Below are 21717 nucleotides of genomic sequence, written 5' to 3' on the forward strand. Positions count from 1 at the left end.
AAAGAAAATTTTGCTTGGGATTATAATCTTTAAAGACTATTTTTGATTTACTTAACACACAGCAAATTAATCAATTTGCAAAAACTGGGAAAGCTTTGAGCTTTCCTTTTTTGCGCATAAAAAAAGAACTGTCTCACTTTTGAGACAGCCTCTTTAATTTATTCCTGAACTTCAAAAAGCAGTCGCTCCCCGAATTTTGTTTCATTAATTTTACCATCATCGTAAACCAGATTTCCATTAACAAAAGTCTGGGTCACTTTAGAATGAAAATTCATTCCTTCAAGCGGGCTCCATCCGCATTTGTAAAGGATATTTTCTTTGGCAACGGTCCAGTTTTCGTTTAAATCAACTAAAACTAAATCTGCTTTGTAACCCTTTCTTACAAAACCTCTTTTCTCAATTCTGAAAAGTATCGCAGGATTGTGACACATCTTTTCAACGATCTTTTCCAAACTAATTTTTCCGGAGTGATAATTTTCCAGCATTACCGGCAACGAATGCTGTACCAAAGGTGCACCGGAAGGGCATTTTGTATATGGATTAAGTTTTTCTTCGGCAGTGTGAGGTGCATGGTCTGTAGCAATAACATCAATTCTGTCATCCAGAAGTGCTTCCCACAGGGCATCCTTGTCTTTCTGTGTTTTTACGGCAGGATTCCATTTGATCAGAGACCCTTTAGTTTCATAGTCATCATTGGTAAACGTCAGATGATGGACACATACCTCAGCCGTAATTTTTTTATCTTTTAAAGGAATATCATTTCTGAACAGCTCCATCTCTTTTGCCGTTGAAAGATGGAATACATGAAGTCTTGCCCCTGTTTTTTTTGCCAACTCAATTGCTTTGGAAGAAGATTTATAGCAGGCTTCCTCACTTCTGATCAGGTGATGGAATTTCACAGGAATATCCTCCCCGTATTCATCAATATATTTCTGAGTATTGGCTTTAATTGTCGCTTCATCTTCGCAGTGAACAGCAATCAGCATTTTTGTACTTCCAAATATATTCTCAAGTGTTTCGGGATTGTCTACGAGCATATTTCCGGTAGAAGAACCTAGGAATAACTTAATTCCCGGAACATTTCTTGGATTTGTTTTTAAAATTTCCTCCAGGTTATCATTAGTTCCGCCCATCATAAAACCATAGTTTGCATAGGCTTTTTGAGCCCCGATCTCATATTTATTGGCCAATAATTCCTGAGTAACAGCATTGGGAACTGTATTCGGCTGATCTATAAAACTTGTAACCCCTCCGGCAATGGCAGCCTTAGATTCAGTTTCAATATCTCCTTTGTGTGTTAATCCAGGATCTCTGAAATGTACCTGATCGTCTATCACTCCAGGCAGAAGATATTTCCCGGAACCGTCAATGATCTGATCTGCTTCCTCAGAAATATTGGGGTTTATTTCAGAAATCAGGTCATTATCTATTAAGATATCGCTTTCGAAGACCTTACCTTCGTTCACAATCTTTACATTTTTGATTAACGTCTTCATTTTTTACTTTAGAAATTAGATGTTAGAAATTAGAAGTTAGATGTGAGAAAATTTTAAGTCAAAAATTTTAAGTGGTTGGTCAACTGCAATCACTAATTTCTAACTTCTAATTTCTAACATCTACAAAAAACAAAATTAAGGTTTATGAATGAATTTTAATGTTATCAATTATAAATCAATTTCTAAATATTTACATTTGCATAAAATTTTCGAGTTTGTATAAGAAGTTATTCGGCCAGACCGCCGTATATGGACTTAGTTCAGTATTAGTCCGTATTTTCCCGTTCATCATTGCACCAATTGTTACAAAGGCTTTCGGGCCAGCTGCTTCATCACCTTTTGTAGACTGGTATTCCATCGCAGGAGTGATTACGGTTCTCCTTACCCATGGTATGGAAACTTCTTTTTTCCGCTTTGCACAGGAAGAAAGCATTGACAAGAAGACATTAATTTCGACATGCTCGGTAAGTATTATCAGTATTGCTCTGATCTATCTTGGCCTAGGGTATGTCTTCCGGAACGAACTGGCAATAGCTTTTGAAACTCCGGACCAGGTGAATTACCTTGTTATATTCCTGTTCATACTCTCTCTGGATGCCTTTTCCACTATTCCTTCGGCCATATTAAGGCTGCAGGGAAAAGCTTTCAAGTATATGTTTTCCAAAGTGGCAGGATCTGTCGTTTACTTTCTCTTGGTTATATTTTTTATCCAATGGCTCCCAAAACATCCGGAAGGAATTCTCGGTTTAAAATATGATCCTCAACTGGGGGTGGGTTATGTATTTATTGCGAACCTGGTACAGAGTATTATTACATTACTTATTGTAGGAAAAGAATTTTTCAGTTTCAGTATTTCTAAATTTGATTTTAAATTATGGAAAAGAATCATGAGCTACTCCTGGCCTGTGATGATCGCAGGACTGGCCGGCATTGTAAACCAGACTCTTGACAGACAGTTCCTTAAATATCTGCTTCCTCCTGACGAAGCACGTCATCAAATTGGAGTATATGGAGCAGTTTATAAAATCGCAACTTTTATCACGGTTTTCCGGCAGGCCTATCAGCTGGGTATCGAGCCTTATTTCTTTTCAAGTTTCAAGAATAAAGATTCACATAAAACCTATGCTGTATTAATGGATGTTTTTGTGATATGCAGCTGTATTATTTATATGGGACTGATGGTGAATCTTCAGTGGATTTCAGAAAAATACCTGAGCAATCCGCTTTATTACGAAGGTATTGAAATTATCCCGTTTGTGATGCTGGGTGCTTTATTCCTGGGAATTTATCTCAACCTTTCCATCTGGTATAAATTATCTGACCAGACCAGAGTGGGTTTATATATTTCAGTGATAGGTGCCTGTATTACCGTTTTCATTAATTTCTTTTTTATTCCGGAATATGGGTACTGGGCAAGTGCTATGGCCGCATTGATTACCTTTATGTCCATGATGGTCATTTCATACGTCTGGGGACAGAAACAATATCCTATTCATTATAATACTGGAAAAATTGCTCTTTATCTGATCTTCACAATCACATGTTCACTTATATCCTTTTATTTTTTCAGAACCAATTATGCAGTAGGAAATTTGCTTCTATTTCTTTTTATCGCTCTGGTAGCTTATAAAGAAAAGCCTGTTTTATCTAAAATACTAAAAAGATCTTAGGGGTATGGCCTCTAATTTGATACTATTGAGTTCTTTAAAAAAAAATTAAACAGAAGATTGATAAAGATGATAATTCTTACGATCAGCAATGATTTTAATTATTAACTTTAACCTAATCAAATAACAACTAAACATTGTCCTATTATTTATGAAAATAATTGTTCCTATGGCTGGACGTGGTTCCAGATTACGTCCACATACACTGACAGTTCCAAAACCTCTTATCCCGATTGCAGGGAAGCCTATTGTACAAAGACTGGTAGAAGATATTGCTAAAGTGGCAGGTGAAAAAATTGAAGAAGTAGCATTTATCATTGGAGATTTCGGACCCGAGATTGAAAAATCTCTCCTTCAGATAGCCGAAAAACTAGGAGCAAAAGGCAGTATATATTACCAGAACGACCCGCTTGGAACGGCGCACGCCATTAAATGTGCAGAAGATTCCATGCAGGGAGATGTAGTGATTGCTTTTGCAGACACTCTTTTCCGTGCAGATTTCCAGCTGGATAAAAATTCGGACGGGGTAATCTGGGTAAAAAGCGTAGAAGATCCTTCAGCTTTCGGAGTGGTAAAATTAGATAACTACGGCTTTATTACCGATTTCGTTGAGAAGCCTGAAACTTTTGTTTCAGATCTTGCCATCATCGGTATTTATTATTTCAACAGTGCTGAAAAACTGATGAACGAGATCAATTATATTATGGATAATAATATAAAAAATGGCGGCGAATACCAGCTGACGACAGCACTGGAAAACCTTAGGGCAAAAGGAGCAAAATTCACTTTAGGAAAGGTAAACGACTGGATGGATTGCGGAAACAAAAATGCTACCGTAGAAACCAACAGCAAGATCCTTGAGTATGAAAGAGAAGCAATGCTTAACCATCCTGCTTCAGCGGTTATTGAGAACTCATTGATCATTCAGCCTTGCTTTATCGGTGAAAACGTGCAAATTTCCAACTCAAAGATTGGTCCGGGCGTTTCACTGGGAAATAATACCATCATTGTCAATTCCAACATTGAAAATTCCCTGATCCAGGAAAACACCAGAATCAACCACGGGAATCTTTCCAATTCAATGATCGGAAATTCTGCACAGTACTTTGGAGTTTCCAGAGAGATCTCTTTGGGTGACTACTCGGTTTTAGATTTTTTATCTAAATAAGATCAGAAATAATTAATATAAAATAAGATACATCCAAACCACATAACATCTGTTGTGTGGTTTGGCGTTAATATTGCAGCGTATTTTTTTTAATCGAAAGACAAAATACATGAAAAACTGGATCCCGATACTTCTCCTGTTACTTACCCTATCATCCTGTAAAACAAGAAATGCAGCTAAAAATAATGGCAGCAACCAGGATAGTACCGTCACAGCAGAAGACAACAGAAATCCCAAAGATGCCAATGAACCGGTGAGAGACAAGCTTACCTTCTACGAGCACGTCCTTCTTCCACCAAAATTTGACCAGATCAAGATCAATAGTAAAGTGAACGTGGAAACCGGAAACTTTATTCCAACCCTTGATGCTGTTATCTATATTGAAAATGATAAAAAAGTATGGATGAATCTTCAGGCATTTTTATTTACCGTGGCAAGAGGTATTGCTACACCTGAAGGGATCAAAGGACAGGATAAAACAAGCAAAACTTACATTGATTCAGATTTTGATTATTTAAATAACTTACTGAATGTAAATTTCATCGATTACAAATCGCTGGAAAAAATACTGATGGGAAGAACCTTTGTGAAGATCAGTGATTCTCAGTTTACCCTGACCAAAAATATGCAGGGCTTTAAAATGGTTTCCAATACCAATCAGAAAATTGTCACGGACCAGAAAATCAGAGAGTACAAAATTGAGCTTCAGTACGACACCAATTATGATCTGCTGAGTGTGAATTTAAAGGATGTTTTATCTCCTGATGAGCTGGAAATCTCTTACAGCAACTGGGATGAATACAATGGAATCCGCCTTCCAAAAAATGTTAAAATAATTATAAAAGGTTCAAAATCTAGCCAAATTTTACTGGAAAACACGAAATTTGACTTTTCGAGGATGGAAACAGCTTATTCTGTACCATCCAGTTATAAGAAAATTGAGATTAAATGATTAAAAAAATTAGCTTTTTAATAGGTATTCTACTGTTCGGCCTGCATCAGGGACAGCAGAACAAGGAACAGCTTCAGAAACAGAATGCCGATCTTAAAAAACAAATTGTACAGATAAATACAGACCTGGCGAAAACCAGAACTGAATCTAAACTTTCAGTAGCCTATCTTAATAATGTCAATAAAAAATTAACCTTAAGAGAAAAGGTATATACCAACACTCAGAAGGAAAAAAGATTTATTGAAGATGAGATCTATCTGCGTCAGCTGGAAATCAACCGTCAAAATAAAGAACTGGCAGTTCTCAGAAAGAATTATGCTGAAGTTCTTGTCAATGCATACAAAAACAAAGGGGTACAGAACAAAGTAACCTTCATTCTTTCGTCCAAAAACTTGGGTGAAGCCATCAGAAGAGTTCAGTACCTGAAACAGTACGCTGACTATCAGGATAAAAAAGCTGCCGAGATCAGCAACGCAGCTGCCCAGATCAAAAAATCAATCGCACAGAAACAGAACTCTGCAAGGGAAAAAGAAAATCTTTTGGCCAACCAACAGAAGGATCTCGCAACCATTAACGCAGAAAGAGCCCAGAAAGAACAGCTACTGGCAGATTTCAAGAAAAATGAAGCTAAGCTTACCGTAGAACTTAAACAGAAGCAAGTTCAGTCTAAAACATTAGAAGGACAGATCAGGGCCATCATCGCAGAAGAAATCAGAATAGCAAAAGCGGAAGAAGAAGCCAGAAGAAAAGCAGAAGCAGAAAAAATCCGTATGGCTAAAATAATTGCGGAAAGAGAAAAAGCCAGAATTGAAGCTGAGGCAAAAGCCAGAGCTGAAGCACTGGAAAGAGAAAGAAAACTCGCTGAAATTGAAGCTAAAAAAGCAGCCGATCTTGCTGCTAAAAGAGCCGAAGAGGAGAAAAAACGTAATGAAGAGGCCGCAAGAGCAGAAGCCAGTGCAAAAGACGAAGCCCGAAGAGTGGCCGCGAAAAAAGCATCTGACGAAGCTAATGCAAAAGCTAAAGAAGCATCTAATAAACTTATCGCAGCAAGAGCAGCAGAAGCCGCACTGAATAAGAAAAAAGAAGAAGAGAAAAAAGCTGCTGAAACCAAAGCAATGACCAGCTATGGAGTAACTACAACCCCAGGCAGCAGTTTTGCAGACAGCAGAGGAAGACTTGGATATCCTGCAGATAGAGCGGGACAAGTTACCCACCGGTTCGGAAGACAGCCACACCCGGTTTTCAAAAATATTGTGGAGGAAAATACAGGTATCAAAATATCAGTCCCATCTGGTACCCGTGCTAAATCTGTTTATCCGGGATCAGTCTCTTCGGTATTGGCAAATAGTGACGGAACAAAAACTGTTATGGTAAAACACGGAAACTATTTTACGATCTATTCCAACTTAGGAAACGTAAGCGTATCCAAAGGACAACAGGTTTCTTCCGGCACTCCGGTAGGTACGGTAGCTCAGGATTTCGACGGTTCTTATACCCTTGACTTCCAGGTATGGAACGGAAATACGCCAGTTGATCCATTAGGTTGGATTTCATATTAAAAAAAGCGTAACTTTGCAAAAATCTTAAGAGATGAACACACTAACAATACTTGCCTTATCTTGGCAGCACATCCTTATCGTAGCTATACTTTTGGTATTGCTGTTTGGAGGAAAGAAAATTCCGGAATTAATGAGAGGAGTTGGTTCAGGAATCAAAGAATTTAAAGATGCGGTGAAGGAAGAAGACAAACCAGGTTCTGAAAACAAAACCTCTTCTACCAACAATAACAATACTACCAGCAACTAAAATTCCTCACCATAATGAATTTTACCGAGACTGCATGGAAAGTCTTCAATCAGTCTATTGAAGATTATCACGTGTCCGATGACGTTAACGCTCTAATTAATAACCCTTTCGAAAAAGACAGTTTGGAACGGATTTTGTATGCAAAGAACTGGATTGATACCGTTCAATGGCATTTGGAAGATATTATTAGAGATGAAAATATTGATCCTGCTGAAGCTCTTCAACTGAAGAGAACAATAGATGCATCCAACCAGAAAAGAACAGATCTGGTAGAATTTATCGACAGCTGGTTCCTTACAAAGTTTGAAAATATAACTCCGAAACCTGATGCAAAAATCAATACAGAAACACCCGCTTGGGCTGTAGACAGATTATCAATTCTTGCATTAAAGGTTTATCATATGTCATTAGAGGCCAATAGGGAATCCGCTTCTGTAGAGCACCGTGCCAACTGCCAGGCTAAACTGGATGTACTGCTTACTCAGAAAGAAGACCTGTCAACTTCTATTAATCAGTTGCTTACTGATATTGAATGCGGTAATGTTAAGATGAAAGTATACAAACAAATGAAAATGTATAACGATGATAGTCTTAACCCGATCCTTTATCAAAAGGGGCAACAGAAATGAGAAAACTATTTTTTTTTGGAGTACTACTATTAATCACCAATTCCTGCGCTACGGAGAAGCTTAATCTTTCCCCGTTGTCAAATAATTTTTATAGCGAAACTAAAGGTTCTGATTCCGACAGAGGGGCAAAAAAAGGCTTTGATATCAATATCAAAGAAAATGTAAACGCTTCTGAAATTTCAAATCTGATTTCTACTTTTCCAAAGTTTAAGAATAACAGTTTGAATGATGAAGTGACAAGCTTGAAATACAGCCTTCAGAATTATTTATATGCCATTGATGCCAACAATTCGCCAGGAAAAAGCAGAGCCATAAAAAGCTTCGAAAAATCATACAAGAAAATTCAGAAACTCAGACAGCAGCTTAACAAAGATGATGATGAAGTTCTCAACAGATACCTGGTTCGCTTAAAAACCAATATTTCTGTCATCGAAGATTCTTTAAAAGGAAATTAAAAACTAACCACTATTAATGATTAAAATTCAGGCAGAAGCCAATGTTCCTACTGAGCACGGCTCTTTCCGAATGATCGCTTTCTCTGAAAACGAAAACGACTGGATGCCACACATGGCCATCGTTGCAGAAAATACAGATTTTTCAAAACCGGTGAACGTACGTTTCCATTCTGAGTGCATTACCGGAGAAGTTTTCCATTCAAAAAAATGTGAATGCGGACAGCAACTGGATGCCGCAATGAAATATACCCATGAGCACGGAGGAATTATTGTTTATCTCCGTCAGGAAGGGAGGAATATAGGAATCATCAATAAACTGAAAGCCTATTCACTGCAGGAGAAAGGTTTTGATACCGTACAGGCCAATTTAGAGCTTGGACTTCCCGCAGATGACAGAAACTTTGGAGTTGCTATTGAAATCCTTAACCTTTTAGAAGTAAAAGATATTAATCTTCTGACCAATAATCCTGAAAAGGTAAAATATGTGGTCAACAGCAATATTAACCTCAATTCCAGGGTTCCTTTACAGATTCCGGCCAATGAGATGAGTAAAGGCTATTTAAAAACAAAAAAAGACTTCTTTGGCCATCTCCTGGATGACAATGATAACTAAAAAAAAAGCTTCAGAAATTTCTGAAGCTTTTTTATTGCAAATCTCTCTATAATTAAGTATCTCCTATACGCTAAAATAAGCTGGGTTAAATAAATGAGAGGAAATGACAACACAAAAAGTAAGCTATGAAACCCTTGTCAAGGTTTAAAACCTTGACAAGGATCCTCAGACTTTATCTCAAGGGGCTTATTAAGATAATAAACAGTTTTATAATAATGTTTTTGCGCTCAGTAATTCCATACTTCCGGCTGGCTTCTTGACAACATTACCTTAACCTGAACAAAGTTTAAATACAATAAAAGCCCCGGAATTTCTCCCGGAGCTTTTTTAATAATTATAAAAAACTGAAAAGATATTTCTTAATTAATTTGCTTTTAGCACTTGTACTTTAGATTCATCAAGATTGTAATATTTAACTACTGCATTGTAATCACTGTAATCTACAGAAGCTTGCTTATTTTTTGCACCGCCAACACCTGACCCACTAGCAGGAACAAGTACAATTCTAAAAGTCTGATTATTTAAATATGCAGTAATCTCACCAGATGTAAGATCTGTTGGCAGATTGAAATTCTCGTCATCAATTCTGATTTCTACCTTTTGAGTATTGAAAACAAAATTATAATCAAATACTCTGTTTGTTGGTTTACCAGTTACATCAGGTAGGTAAACAGCTTTCGGAATTTGCTGCCAAACATTGCCAGCAGCCAGTCTATACACTAAAACAACATCTGTAGTTGGAATATCAAGCCCTTGAGAAATAGTATAGTTACCATTACTTGAAAAAGTGCCTGTAATATCTTTCATTTGAGAAATTGTATCATAATCTACTGTCTGAACAACATCATCATCATTGTCACAGCTATAAGCAGTAAAACCTACAGCACCCAGGAATAAAAAGAGAAGTATTTTTTTCATTTTAGAAAAGTTTAGTTATTATTTATAAAGCGTATTCAAATCATATACCAAAAATTGCAAAAACTTTGTTTTCATCATTTTTTTAATTGTATTTTTGTTCTTATTCAAAAGATCATGAAGAAATTGTTATATACTTCCCTCTTTATTTTTTCATTAATAAGCTTTACAGCCAAAGCTCAGTACCAGCCCAAAAACATTTCCGAAGAAGACTTGAAAAAGGCTCACCGCTGGGTAGACAGAACCTACAGGTCACTTTCTCAGGATGAAAAGCTGGGCCAGCTGTTTATTGTAGCGCTTTACACAAATAAAGGTGAAGACTATATTAACCAGATCAGAAATATTGTGGTTAATGATAAGATTGGAGGATTAATCTTAATGCAGGACGATGCTGCCAGAGAAATTAACCTGGTTAATGAATTTCAGCAGAAATCAAAAATTCCGATGATGATCGGCATGGATGCAGAATGGGGCCTGTTCCAGAGAATTGCCACAGCACATAAATTTCCCTGGGCTATGACTCTTGGAGCGATTCAGGATAAAAGCCTCATTTATCAGATGTCCGCCAAAATAGCGGAAGACTGCCACAGAATGGGGATCAACTGGGATTTCGCGCCGGTTGTTGATGTGAATACCAATCCCAATAATCCTATTATCGGAAACAGAAGCTTCGGCTCAGAGGTGGATAATGTAATCAGTTCAGCATTGTCTTATTCCAACGGTCTTCAGGATAATATGATTCTCGCCGCCATCAAACATTTTCCGGGACACGGTGATACCAGTACAGACTCGCACCTGGATCTGCCTGTTGTTTCACATAATTTAGACAGATTGAATACCGTTGAGCTGGCACCTTTTAAAGCTTTAATGGATAAAGGGATCGGCGGTGTGATGGTAGCTCACTTGTATGTCCCAAGCCTTGAATCCGGAAAAGGAATTCCTGCTTCGGTTTCTAAAAATATTATTACAGGTGTATTAAAAGAAAAACTGGGTTATAAAGGTTTAATCATTACCGATGCTCTGAATATGGGAGCTGTAGCCAACAAATACAAACCAGGCGAACTGGATGCACTGGCTTTTAAAGCCGGAAATGATATTATGCTTTTCTCTCAGGGAGTTTCGGAAGGAAAAAAATTAATTCAGAAAGCTATTAAAAACGGTGAAATTCCACAATCAAGAGTGGAAGAAAGTGTAAAGAAGATTTTACTGACAAAATATTTTTTGGGGCTTAATCAATACACTCCAAAAAATCCCGAAAATATCAACAGCGACCTTAACAATGATTCTCACAAAACATTGGTACAGAATCTTTATGCCAATGCACTGACTTTATTAAAAGATGATCAAAAACTGCTTCCTGTTACTGGAAAACAGGTATATTACGTTCCTCTGGAAGAAGCTCCTTATCAGACTTTCGCCAATCAGCTGGGGCCCAATATAATGATCAAAAAAGCCAACGAAATCAATACAATCCCTGCAGGATCCACAGTAATTGTAGGATTCCACAAGGATAATTCAACAGCGTATAAACCCTATAAAATTTCGGCAGAATCCAAGAGAATTCTTGCTGACCTTACTAAAACCCAAAACGTCATCTTAAATATTTTCGGAAGTGCTTATGCTTTAAAAGATATCGATATTACAAAAGTATCTACCGTTCTTGTTTCTTATGAGAATAATGATGATTCTATGACGGCTGCAGCTAATGCCCTGAACGGAAAAACAAAAATATGGGGCAGACTGCCTGTTCTGGTCAATGATCAGCTGAAGGCAGGTATGGGAATCGACAGTGTTCCGGCTTCTGGTTCCAATATGAATACAACAGTTTCTACAACATCAAAACAACAATAATCTAATGAAAATAGGCATACTTTGCTATCCAACATACGGCGGAAGCGGAATCGTAGCAACAGAGCTGGGAATGTCTCTGGCCAATAAAGGCTACGAGGTTCATTTTATAAGTTCAGCGCTCCCCGCAAGACTAGACATTACCAACCCGAATATTTTCTTTCACAGGGTGAATGTACAGACCTATCCGCTTTTCCAGTATCAGCCTTATGATATTGCATTAAGCTCGATGATCTATCGTGTCGTGAATCTTTATAAGCTGGACCTGCTACACGCTCATTATGCCATTCCTTATGCCTACGCTGCATTTACAGCCAAACAGATGCTGAAAGAGGATAATAATGACATCCCATTGGTCACTACGCTTCACGGAACAGATATTACCCTTGTAGGGCAGCACCCAAGCTATAAACATGCTGTGGAATTTTCGATCAACCAGTCAGATGCTATTACGTCGGTTTCTGAAAGTCTGAAAAAAGATACGCTGCAGTTTTTCAATATTAAAAAGGAGATCCAGGTGATTACCAATTTTATTGATAATTCTGAATTTGACGACTGCACGGAATGCCAGAGGACACAGTTTGCCAATCCTGACGAGAAAATTCTGATCCATGTTTCCAACCTTCGTCCTGTAAAGCGTGTAGAAGAAGTTCTTCAGATCTTCAAAAGTGTTGAGAAAAAAGTAAAATCAAAACTGATCATCATAGGTGAAGGACCGGATATGGAAAAAGTGAATCAGTTTCTGGAAGAAAATCCTGAGCTTATTTCAAAAATCCGTCTGTTAGGAAAAGTGAATGATCTCTATAAGATTCTTCAGCTGTCTGATGTATTTTTACTTCCTTCTGAGCAGGAAAGTTTCGGGCTGGCCGCTCTTGAGGCGATGGCAGCTTACACTCCGGTGATCAGCTCCAATGCTGGCGGAATTCCTGAAGTGAATATCCAGGGAGAAACGGGATTCTTAGCTGAAATCGGAAATGTGGAGGCCATGAGCAATTACACGATCAAGCTGCTAAGCAATGATGAACTTTTAGCTAAAATGAAAAAAAATGCGAAAGATCAGGCTATAAAATTCGATTTAAAAAACATTCTTCCTATATATGAAGAAATGTATAGAACGACTATAGAAAACTTCAAAAAAGAGCCGGCGAAAGTATAATATTTCTATTTATTTATCGTCACTATGACGGAAAAACTGCTTCAATATCTTTGGAACTATAAGGTTTTCAAACATTTCAACTTCAAGGATATTGAAGGGCATTCCGTTGAAATCATCAGCTTTGGAAAGTGGAATACCAATGCTGGCCCTGATTTTCTCGATGCCAAAATAAAAACAAAAGATCTGGTTATTGCCGGAAATATTGAGCTGCATCTCCGCGCCTCCGACTGGATCTTCCACAACCACACACAGGATCCTAATTACCAGAATATTATCCTTCATGTTGTATATCAGAATGATGCTGAGATCAACGACCTTATCTCTAAAAATGTTCCCACCCTGGAACTGAAAGATCATATTGACCAGGATATTCTCTGGAAATACGAAAAAATGATCAACGGAACTCAGTTTATTCCCTGTGAAAATATTTTTGAGTCCAATAAAATTCCACTTAATTTTCACGAATCCAACGTCCTTAAAAAACTGGATGAAAAATCCCAGGAACTTGAAAAAAGCTTAGAAAAGTACAAGAATAATTTTGAAGCCGTCCTTTTTCACTGCCTGGCCTACTCTTTCGGATTAAAAGTAAATGCCCATATGTTCAGGCAGATCGCGGAATCCATAGATTTCAGTGTCGTTAACAAAATCCGTCAGAATGAATCTCAGCTGGAGGCTTTATTATTTGGTGTCTCAGGGTGGCTAAATCATCCAAAAGACGAAAAAATGGCAATGTGGAAAAGGGAATTTGAATTCATCAGAAAAAAATTCAGCATTCCGGATCTGACATTACATCCGAAGTTCTTAAGGCTCCGCCCGCCCAATTTCCCCACGATCCGTCTTTCCCAGCTGGCAGATCTTTATTACAGGCATCAGAATCTGTTTTCAAAGATCATAAAGGCTGATAGCATAGATAAATTGTACGAGGTTTTTACACCGGTAAAAGCATCTGAATACTGGGATTTTCATTTTAATTTTGGAGCTGTTTCAAAATTTCAGCCTAAAACATTGAGCCGGGATTTTATTGACCTGGTAATTTTAAATACTGTGCTTCCTTTACAATATACCTATCACAAATACCATCATGAAGAAGCTGCAGATGAGATCCTGGAATTGTACCGAAACATTACAGCAGAAAAAAACGCCATTACCTCAGGATGGGGAAAACTTGGCATGAAAGTTAAAGACGCATTGGAAAGTCAGAGCCTTATTTATCATCATAAAACCTCGTGTGAAACAAAAAATTGCTTAAATTGCGGTATTGGATTTAAACTTTTAAAAGAATCTTCAAATGTTTGATAATATCCGCCACAAAATGGAAAGAGAATGGTTTGGTGTTCTTACGAGGACAGGAGCTAAACTGGGGATCCCTGTATCCAAATTAAGGGTATTCTTCATCTATTCCACTTTTGCAACTGCCGGTTTTTTCTTTCTGATCTATCTGGGACTGGCATTCACGCTTTGGATCAAAGATATTTTTATTACCAGAAGACCAAGCGTTTTTGATTTATAATTATGGAATTTTTACCGATTACTTCTGCCGAAGACTATAGAGTCCGGGACATCTATACGTCTTACTCCAGCACTTTTCCCACAGATGAGCAAAGAGACTGGAAACAATTTACCGCCTTATTTTCAAATCCTCACGTGAAAGTAATTTCAGTGCTTCATGAATCCCAGGCCATTGGCTATCTTATTATCTGGGAGCTGAGTTCTTATGTTTTTGTAGAGCATTTTGAAGTTTTCGAGGCTTTCAGAAGCCAGAAACTGGGATCACATATTACCGGATATCTGTTTGAAAATTATCCGAGAATTATCCTGGAAATAGAGCCCGATCATCTGGGTGATGATGCAAAAAGACGTTATTCTTTCTATCTGAAAAACGGATTTACCCTGATCGACGAAATGTATGTACAGCCTAGCTATGGTGAAGGAAAGAAATCCCTGGATCTTTGGCTGCTGGCCAATTATACCCCTGAAGATCTGAAACGTGTAAAAGACGAAATTTATGATGTTGTGTATCATTAAAAATATAAAAACCGCCGGAAATTTTCCTGCGGTTATTTTTTGACCACCCGGTCAGATCTTCGATCTGCCCCTCCTCCTGAGTAGGGGAATAAATAGACGTCTATTTACAGAGATTTTTAATTGACTTCGTATTCCAGTTTTATAGTAATATTGGCTTCTTTCTCTTTGGAAGAAGTATTGAATGTTCCGCCGTAGGAATAGTCTTCATTGGAATTGGGTTCAGTAATCTGGATCACCCCCATCGTAGCCTTTTTAAGATTTCCCAGGCTGCTTCCTGAGTTTTCGGCAATTTTTTCAGCTCTTTCTTTAGCATCTTTGGTTGCACTGGCGATCATTTCCTGTTTTACTGTTGCCAGTTTGGTATAAAAATAAGAAGGTGCCGAAGAAGTAAACTCGATACCGCGATTGATAATCTCTGTAATATTTCTGGAAAGATTCTCAATTTTCACCACCTCTTTGCTTTCAATAGATACTTTCTGGGTAAGGTTGTAGCCGGAGAATTCACCCTGCACATAGTTTCCGTTAGAATCATTATAGCTTCTGAACTGTTTTTGAATATCCACAGAAGAAAAAACGATCTCATTCTGTTTGATGCCTTTAGAAACAAGATAATCATTGATCACCTTTCTGTCGATGGCCAGCTCATCGTAAGCTGCTTTTAAATCGGAATTATTCTTGGAAAAACTTCCGGACCACGTGATCAGATCGGAAGTAAACTGTTTAGTCCCCAATCCTGTGACGGAAATAGTATTTTCAGCTTTATTTCTGTTTTTAATAGCATTCCCTAAAAAGCCAAGCCCAAGGACAAATCCCAATGCTCCGACTGCTACCGCAATAATATTTTTACTCATAGAAATTGTGATTGATTAATTTTAAATAAAAGTACATCAATTTCTATTCCGAATTTTAAGAATTCTTTAACATTATTGCTGTATTTTTTGCTGCTTTAATCTTTCAAGGTAAACAGGCATGGTTTCTTCCAACCTCAATAATACTCCGGATAAGTTTTTTGCTTTTACGTAAGTACGGACCTGGGGTTTAGCTTCAAAGGAATACTGTATAAACTCTGAAATTCTTTCTTCCGGAATTCCTGCCTGAGTAAAGTATTCATTATCCACTCTGTTTCTTACCCATGCAATATGCTCCTGCAGATCATCATATCTGTACTGTCTCTTCTGACGCCTTGCTTTTCCGCTTATCAGATCATACGCTCCCTGCACATCGAGGCTTCCTAAAAGTATCGGAATAAGTACCTGCTTCACTTCTGCCGGTTTTTCTCTCATTTTTCCAACAGGTTGGGGTAACCCTACTGCCTGCTGTACAATCTCACCTTTATCTACTTTTGAAGCCTGCCTGGCGTCCGTTGCAAGATCTCCGGTCGGTTTTTTAACCACCTTTACTTCTTCAATTTCTTTTGGGATCGGAATTAAAACAACCAAAATCTGGGCACTGAATCCATCAGCCGGAACTATGGTGGAAACTCTTCTGAAATCTGCTTTTACAAATCTAAGTTCATCATTCGGAACCGCTTCAATAGAGAACATCCCCAGGGAATTGGAATATGTTTTCTGATCAGTAGACATATTGATAATGGTCACTGAACCTAGACTTTCGCCACTGTCGTCGGTAATACGGCCTGTAACTGCCTGCTGTGAGAAGAAATTATTAAATACAAAAATAAGTAGAAACGAAACTTTCTTCCAGTTGCCAATGTCTGTATTTCCACCTTCAAAGCTCATGTATTTAGTTGTTAAGATTAAAGATTGTCCAGTTTACGGGTTTTTCTGTATTCCGCAAAAGCTACCCTTAATTCATATTCCACAGTATCTGCCTTAAAATCTTTTCTGTATTTTTTCGCCATCATACGGGTATCATTGGCATAGATTAAAAAATGATCTATCTGCTCTTCATCCATACCGTATTTTCTCAGAAACTGTAAGTCTATTTCTTCCTTTACTCTTTTAAGAAAATTCTGTGTTTCCGTAAAATTGGCTTTGGTGATTTTAAGTTCTGTCGCTTTTTTGAACAATCCTACAGCAGCACCTAAAACTCCTAAAATGCTTACCTGTCCTGCATTATAATCCGGCTTAAAGGTTTTTGAAACCGTATTATCAGGTAAAGCTTCATTCAGCGGACTTTTCATATACTCATCTAATTCTGATCTTAAAGAAACTACTTTTCTGGATTCATTAAGATGACTGTTATCCCGTTCGAGGTTACCGGTGGGCTTATAGGCGATTTTTACTTCCGGAATCTCTATTTCAGTTTTGTCAAGGCTTATCATCAGGGGAGAACTAAAGTCTTCCTGCTTTATTTTTTTATCAAAACGGTAATATCCTTCTTTTACAAACCGAAGTTCATCATTTTCCGATGCTTCTATGGTAAAATTTCCTGAAGCATCGCTCAATGTACTTTTCCGGTTGGAAACATTGATAATTAAAACAGGGTTTATATTTTGTTTGCTGTTATCTGTCACTATTCCGGTTACCTGCTGCTGGGCAAAAATTTCCATCGAGATAAAAAAAGGAATTATGTAAAAGACTTGTTTAATATAAGTTCTCATCTGTGTTTATCTTTGAGTCTGTGGAGCGCGGTAAGAGGAAATCCTTGTCAGGACAAAACGTTGAAATCTATACAGATCAGCATCACTGCAGAACCCGTATTTCAGGATAGTTTTCCTTTCAAAACCTCCTGCCAGCACATAGCTTATAAAATGATCTATCTGAGATTTTTCAATTTTTAAATCTGTAAAATATTCCTCGCCAAGCGCTGTTTTCAGATAGCTGCCCAAATCAATATCATCCCATTTATTTTTGACTTTTCCAATAGAAAAGCCCTGTCCTTTCGGCTGTACGAATTCTCCGGGTTTTGCTGCCAGGATTCTGGGATCTGATTTCTGTGAAATATAATTGTCTATATCTTTTACCAGTTTTTCTACCTTTTTGGGCCTGTTAAGGTTTTTTGCATCAATCTTAAGATCTCCGGTAATTCCCTGTTTGATTTCTACCTCAGGAATCAATATGGTGGTTCTTTCTAAAGTGATATTAATGGGAGATTCTATATTTTCTCCGGAAACTTTTTTAACAAGACGATCATAGCCTGATTTTACAAAGCGAAGCTCATCCCCTGCCCTTCCGGAAACCATAAAATGTCCGTCCCGGTTGGTCATTGTTCTTTCATCCGTTCTGATATTAATGACCGTTACATCCGGAATTTCCGAGCGGTCTTCAGAAGTCACTTTTCCAAAAATATAATTCTGGGCCTGGGTATTAACGAAAAAAAGGGTGGTTAAAAAAAAGAGTAGTTTAAATTTCACGGACAGTTTTTTATAGAGCAAATCTAAAATTATTTTTAAATTAAATAGCAAGTTTAACCACAGTTAACGTGTTTTAGGATTTCTTTTTGATTTTTGCTCAGCAAACTGTTAAATCACCACTCTTAATTGTTAAAATTTCACTTAAAAATTAGCTAACTTGCAGTCTCAATTCTAAATTCAGCAATGCAAAATTCTTATACAGTGATCAATGCTTCAGCCGGGTCGGGGAAAACATATGCCCTTGTCCAGAGGCTTTTGATGATCTGTCTCCGCTATCCCAATCAGCAGCAGTCGATCCGGAATATTCTCGCGCTTACGTTTACCAACAAAGCAGCCAATGAGATGAAGGAGAGAATTTTATCCTGGCTGGGAAATTTTTCTGCGGATAATTTTGCGGAAAACAGTGATCTGAAGAACATTCAGAAAGCATTTGAGGCTGATGGGTTGAAAATAACGATTGATGAGCTCCATCACCGTTCAAAAAAGCTGCTGGATTATGTGCTCCACAATTATTCAACCTTGAATATCGGAACGATTGACCGCTTTAATTCAAGACTGGTAAGAAGTTTTTCGTACGAATTGGGTTTAGCGAAAAATTTTAATCTTGAAATAGAAGCTGAACCATTTCTAATCGAAGCCGTGGATAAAATGCTGGACCAGATCGGGGAGAACGAAAATATTTCCAATTCTTTCATGGATTATGTGGATTACAGCCTGGAAAACAATGAAAGGATTAATCTCAATAAAAACCTTTATGATTCTGCAAAAGAGTTTGTAAAAGATATTCACTACGAACATCTGAAAAGCAACAAAAGCTTTGATGACACGAATTACGAGAATATAAAAAATACGCTCAGAAGAGAAATCGTTCAGAATAAAAAACGGTCTGCCGAGCTTGCTGCCCAATCTATTGAGCTGTTCCGGTCGAGAAATATTGAGATTGAAGATTTTGCACAGGGTAAAAACGGACTCGGAGGATTTTTTACTAAAGTTCAGGATTTTTATAATCAGAAAAGACCGGGATTTCCGTTTCCCACAACGCATGAAGAGTCTGTTGTCAACAATTACCGAAAAGGAGCTTCTTCGAAATCCAAAACTAAGGAACCTGAGATTCTGGAGATCATGGATCAGCTTCTTGACAACAGAATGCAGCTGATCCTTTTGTACATTGAAACTCAAAAGAAGGAAAAGATCCTGTCTGCACTTCTTCCGCTAAAGGTGAATAAAGATATTCAGGATGAATTAAAAAAGATTGAGGAAGAGAATGATCTTGTGCTGCTTTCAAAATTTAATATCCTGATCAATGAAAACCTTAAAAACGAACCGTCAGCCTTCATTTACGAGAAAGTAGGTTCACAGTTTCAGCATTATTTTTTTGATGAATTCCAGGATACTTCGGAACTGCAGTGGCAGAATTTTGTTCCGCTGCGCGACCATAGTGTTTCTACGGAAAATACTTCTTTTACTCTTGTGGGAGATCCCAAACAGAGTATCTACAGATTCCGTGGCGGGGAGAGCAAACTAATGCTGGATATTATCAACAAGAAAGAGTTTTCTCCAAAGGAAGCCGCTCTTCTTGTTTTAAAGGATAACTGGCGAAGTGCCAAAAACATTGTACAGTTCAATAATGAGCTGTACCGGTATCATTCGGAAGGCCTGGAAGAGGAACACCGCAATATTTTCGGGGAAGATGCTGAACAAAGCTCAAAATCCCAGATCGAAGGACGTGTAAAAGTAAGCCTGATTGAAAATCTTACCAATGAAGACTTTTATAATGATACTTCGGAAAGAATGCGGAAGGACATTCAGGAAAGCCTGGATAATGGTTTTAAATTTTCTGATATTACGATCTTATGCCGTGGTAACTTTGATATTTTCAGCTATTCTCAAAAACTGGGAAATCTGAAAGTAAACTACCGTGGAGAGGAAACGAATATCAAAACAATTTCCGACAAAGGTCTGACCCTGGAACTTTCGAATACATTAAAAGCAGTTATTGAATTTCTTCGATGGGAAATCAACCCTAAGAATAAGCCTAATCTGATCATGATGATGTATTATCTGAATGCTCTGGGAAGAATTCATATGGCAGATTTCACGTTAGAAATGAAAGAGATTCTGGATATAGAAACCCATGAAGAGATTCTGCAGTTTGTCCAGAACAGATATTCACTGAAACTGAAACAGGAGAATTTCCCAAGGTTCAATCTGTATAATTTTGTGGAATATTATATCAATGAATTCGCTGTAGAGAATAAAGAGACAGATTTTCTCCTGAATTTCCTTGAAATGCTTTTCAATTTCACACAAAATGCCGGAGCCAGCACGAAAGAATTTTTGAAATACTGGGATGAAGAGGCTTCTGCTTATACGATTCAGGCTTCGGAAAATATTGATGCCGTACAGATCATGACCATCCATAAATCGAAAGGCCTGGAATTCCCGATTGTATTTATCCCGATGATGAATAAAAACCGGGACAGTGAATTTACCAACTGGTTTGATACAAACAATGACGATGCCTTAAAATCAGTCAACATCAATCAGTTTAGTAAGAATCTTGAGGTTTATGATGAAGAGATAGAGGCATTTAACAGGAAAAACTCCTATAAGAATCTTATTGACAGATTATGTCTCCAGTATGTAGCAACTACACGACCTGTTGAACAGCTGTTTTTCTATCTTCAGAAAGCGAATAAAACATCCAATAATCTTGAACTGCTGGAGTTTTTTAACACAAAGAACACGGAAGGATCTGATGAATTCGATCTGTATGAAGTGTATCCGGAAATGCTGAAAAAGCATTCTAAGGATAAAACATCGTTATTTAAGACCAAGGATATTCAGAACCTTAAGAATATTAATGAAAACAGAGCGTCCATAAAGATCGCAACTCCTTCCAAAAACTATCAGGTACGGAATGAAAAGGTAAGGATCGGGCTTTTTGTTCATGAATTACTGTCGAAAATCAATACAGAAAAAGATATTGCCAGGGTTTTGGAAAGCTATGTTCTGGACGGACAGATCACATTGGAAGAAAAGAATGAGATTCAGGAAACCTTAGTTCAGATCATCAGAAAATATGCTGAATTCTTTGACGAAAAATGGGAAGTGATCAACGAAAAGGATATTATGATCTCAGAAAGAGGGCAAAGTCATATTTTCAGGCCCGACCGTATTCTTAAGAGTGAAGAAGAATATGTAATTGTAGATTTTAAAACAGGTGAAGAAACGGAAAAGAATGAACAACAAATTGAGAATTATAAGCGTATTCTGGAAAGTCTGGGGAGAAAAGTGCTAAAGACGCAGCTGATTTATCTATAATTTTCAATCACTTTGTGCCAAAAATATCACAGAAGCCATCTCCTTTAATCATTTTCAATCCGAAAGCTAATGACCAGAAGCTAATTTCTGACTACCAAAAGCCAAAAATATTATTCTCACACATGGGAATAATATTTATATTTCAATCATAAATATTCAAAAAAAAGGGAATTATTTTCGTGATACAACAGATAACCCGTAGGATTATAAAATATTCTCTTTCAGCTAACTGATTATCCTTTTTCATATCGTGTATCGTACTTCTACTACAATTATTAAAATTTAACTATCTATTTAGCCAATTAATCTAAAACATTTCTAACTTTAGTGACATAATCACAAAAACA

The 21717-nt window shown here is 37.5% G+C and carries 20 protein-coding genes; 14 read left to right on the forward strand and 6 right to left on the reverse strand.

The features are described 5' to 3' along the window. Nucleotides 1-158 precede the first annotated feature (158 nt). The gene (locus tag J4Q03_RS12625) at nucleotides 159-1496 is read right to left on the reverse strand and encodes a dihydroorotase (RefSeq protein ID WP_426048528.1); all 1338 of its coding nucleotides are present in this window, start codon (nucleotides 1494-1496) and stop codon (nucleotides 159-161) included. A gap of 215 nt (nucleotides 1497-1711) precedes the next feature. Between J4Q03_RS12625 and J4Q03_RS12630 the strand changes: the two genes are divergently transcribed. The 8 genes from J4Q03_RS12630 (at nucleotide 1712) to ribA (ending at nucleotide 8786) form a co-directional block, all read left to right on the forward strand. Further along, nucleotides 1712-3166 carry a lipopolysaccharide biosynthesis protein gene (locus J4Q03_RS12630; RefSeq protein WP_426048529.1) on the forward strand — a complete coding sequence of 485 codons (1455 nt, stop codon included), beginning with the start codon at nucleotides 1712-1714 and terminating at the stop codon, nucleotides 3164-3166. A gap of 148 nt (nucleotides 3167-3314) precedes the next feature. Then, nucleotides 3315-4331: a sugar phosphate nucleotidyltransferase gene (locus J4Q03_RS12635; protein WP_426048530.1), complete on the forward strand. Its 1017-nt coding sequence runs from the start codon at nucleotides 3315-3317 to the stop codon at nucleotides 4329-4331. Between the two features lie 109 nt (nucleotides 4332-4440). Further along, nucleotides 4441-5283 carry a DUF4292 domain-containing protein gene (locus tag J4Q03_RS12640; RefSeq protein WP_426048531.1) on the forward strand — a complete coding sequence of 281 codons (843 nt, stop codon included), beginning with the start codon at nucleotides 4441-4443 and terminating at the stop codon, nucleotides 5281-5283. Further along, on the forward strand, nucleotides 5280-6842 hold the full coding sequence (locus J4Q03_RS12645) for a peptidoglycan DD-metalloendopeptidase family protein (protein ID WP_426048532.1): 1563 nt from the start codon (nucleotides 5280-5282) through the stop codon (nucleotides 6840-6842). The genes J4Q03_RS12640 and J4Q03_RS12645 overlap by 4 nt, the downstream gene beginning before the upstream one ends. Before the next feature lie 31 nt (nucleotides 6843-6873). Next, a complete protein-coding gene (locus J4Q03_RS12650) occupies nucleotides 6874-7089 on the forward strand; it encodes a twin-arginine translocase TatA/TatE family subunit (protein WP_034702992.1) in 216 nt (71 codons plus the stop codon). Nucleotides 7090-7103: 14 nt separating this feature from the next. Beyond that, complete coding sequence (locus tag J4Q03_RS12655) at nucleotides 7104-7718, forward strand: DUF4254 domain-containing protein (RefSeq protein ID WP_426048533.1); 615 nt, start codon at nucleotides 7104-7106, stop codon at nucleotides 7716-7718. Continuing rightward, nucleotides 7715-8173: a hypothetical protein gene (locus J4Q03_RS12660; RefSeq protein ID WP_426048534.1), complete on the forward strand. Its 459-nt coding sequence runs from the start codon at nucleotides 7715-7717 to the stop codon at nucleotides 8171-8173. The genes J4Q03_RS12655 and J4Q03_RS12660 overlap by 4 nt, the downstream gene beginning before the upstream one ends. A gap of 16 nt (nucleotides 8174-8189) precedes the next feature. Next, on the forward strand, nucleotides 8190-8786 hold the full coding sequence (gene ribA / locus J4Q03_RS12665; protein ID WP_426048535.1) for a GTP cyclohydrolase II: 597 nt from the start codon (nucleotides 8190-8192) through the stop codon (nucleotides 8784-8786). A 363-nt stretch (nucleotides 8787-9149) separates the two neighbouring features. On the opposite strand, the gene J4Q03_RS12670 is transcribed toward ribA, so the two are convergent. Next, a complete protein-coding gene (locus tag J4Q03_RS12670) occupies nucleotides 9150-9704 on the reverse strand; it encodes a hypothetical protein (protein WP_426048536.1) in 555 nt (184 codons plus the stop codon). Nucleotides 9705-9818: 114 nt separating this feature from the next. Here J4Q03_RS12670 and J4Q03_RS12675 point away from each other — a divergent pair, with 114 nt between their 5' ends. The 5 genes from J4Q03_RS12675 to J4Q03_RS12695 are packed head-to-tail and all read left to right on the forward strand — an operon-like array spanning nucleotide 9819 to nucleotide 14730. Then, the gene (locus J4Q03_RS12675) at nucleotides 9819-11552 is read left to right on the forward strand and encodes a glycoside hydrolase family 3 protein (RefSeq protein ID WP_426048537.1); all 1734 of its coding nucleotides are present in this window, start codon (nucleotides 9819-9821) and stop codon (nucleotides 11550-11552) included. Between the two features lie 4 nt (nucleotides 11553-11556). Then, nucleotides 11557-12705: an N-acetyl-alpha-D-glucosaminyl L-malate synthase BshA gene (bshA, locus tag J4Q03_RS12680; protein WP_116011979.1), complete on the forward strand. Its 1149-nt coding sequence runs from the start codon at nucleotides 11557-11559 to the stop codon at nucleotides 12703-12705. Between the two features lie 24 nt (nucleotides 12706-12729). Continuing rightward, nucleotides 12730-14001, forward strand: coding sequence for a DUF2851 family protein (locus J4Q03_RS12685; protein ID WP_426048538.1), 1272 nt, complete (start codon nucleotides 12730-12732; stop codon nucleotides 13999-14001). After that, a complete protein-coding gene (locus J4Q03_RS12690; protein WP_169234843.1) occupies nucleotides 13994-14215 on the forward strand; it encodes a PspC family transcriptional regulator in 222 nt (73 codons plus the stop codon). The genes J4Q03_RS12685 and J4Q03_RS12690 overlap by 8 nt, the downstream gene beginning before the upstream one ends. Before the next feature lie 2 nt (nucleotides 14216-14217). Beyond that, nucleotides 14218-14730: a GNAT family N-acetyltransferase gene (locus tag J4Q03_RS12695; protein WP_426048539.1), complete on the forward strand. Its 513-nt coding sequence runs from the start codon at nucleotides 14218-14220 to the stop codon at nucleotides 14728-14730. 116 nt (nucleotides 14731-14846) lie between these two features. Here the strand turns inward: J4Q03_RS12695 and J4Q03_RS12700 are convergent, their stop codons facing one another. From J4Q03_RS12700 to J4Q03_RS12715, 4 genes are all read right to left on the reverse strand, one after another. Further along, nucleotides 14847-15581, reverse strand: a complete 735-nt coding sequence (locus J4Q03_RS12700) for an SIMPL domain-containing protein (protein ID WP_426048540.1) — start codon at nucleotides 15579-15581, stop codon at nucleotides 14847-14849. Between the two features lie 72 nt (nucleotides 15582-15653). After that, a complete protein-coding gene (locus tag J4Q03_RS12705) occupies nucleotides 15654-16469 on the reverse strand; it encodes a carboxypeptidase-like regulatory domain-containing protein (protein ID WP_426048541.1) in 816 nt (271 codons plus the stop codon). Between the two features lie 17 nt (nucleotides 16470-16486). Further along, nucleotides 16487-17293, reverse strand: coding sequence for a hypothetical protein (locus J4Q03_RS12710; protein ID WP_426048542.1), 807 nt, complete (start codon nucleotides 17291-17293; stop codon nucleotides 16487-16489). Between the two features lie 6 nt (nucleotides 17294-17299). Beyond that, nucleotides 17300-18046: a carboxypeptidase-like regulatory domain-containing protein gene (locus tag J4Q03_RS12715; RefSeq protein ID WP_426048543.1), complete on the reverse strand. Its 747-nt coding sequence runs from the start codon at nucleotides 18044-18046 to the stop codon at nucleotides 17300-17302. A gap of 168 nt (nucleotides 18047-18214) precedes the next feature. Here J4Q03_RS12715 and J4Q03_RS12720 point away from each other — a divergent pair, with 168 nt between their 5' ends. Next, nucleotides 18215-21370, forward strand: a complete 3156-nt coding sequence (locus J4Q03_RS12720) for a UvrD-helicase domain-containing protein (RefSeq protein WP_426048643.1) — start codon at nucleotides 18215-18217, stop codon at nucleotides 21368-21370. Nucleotides 21371-21717: the final 347 nt, after the last annotated feature.

Source organism: Chryseobacterium sp. NFX27, assembly GCF_049887855.1.
Taxonomy (GTDB): Bacteria; Bacteroidota; Bacteroidia; order Flavobacteriales; family Weeksellaceae; genus Chryseobacterium.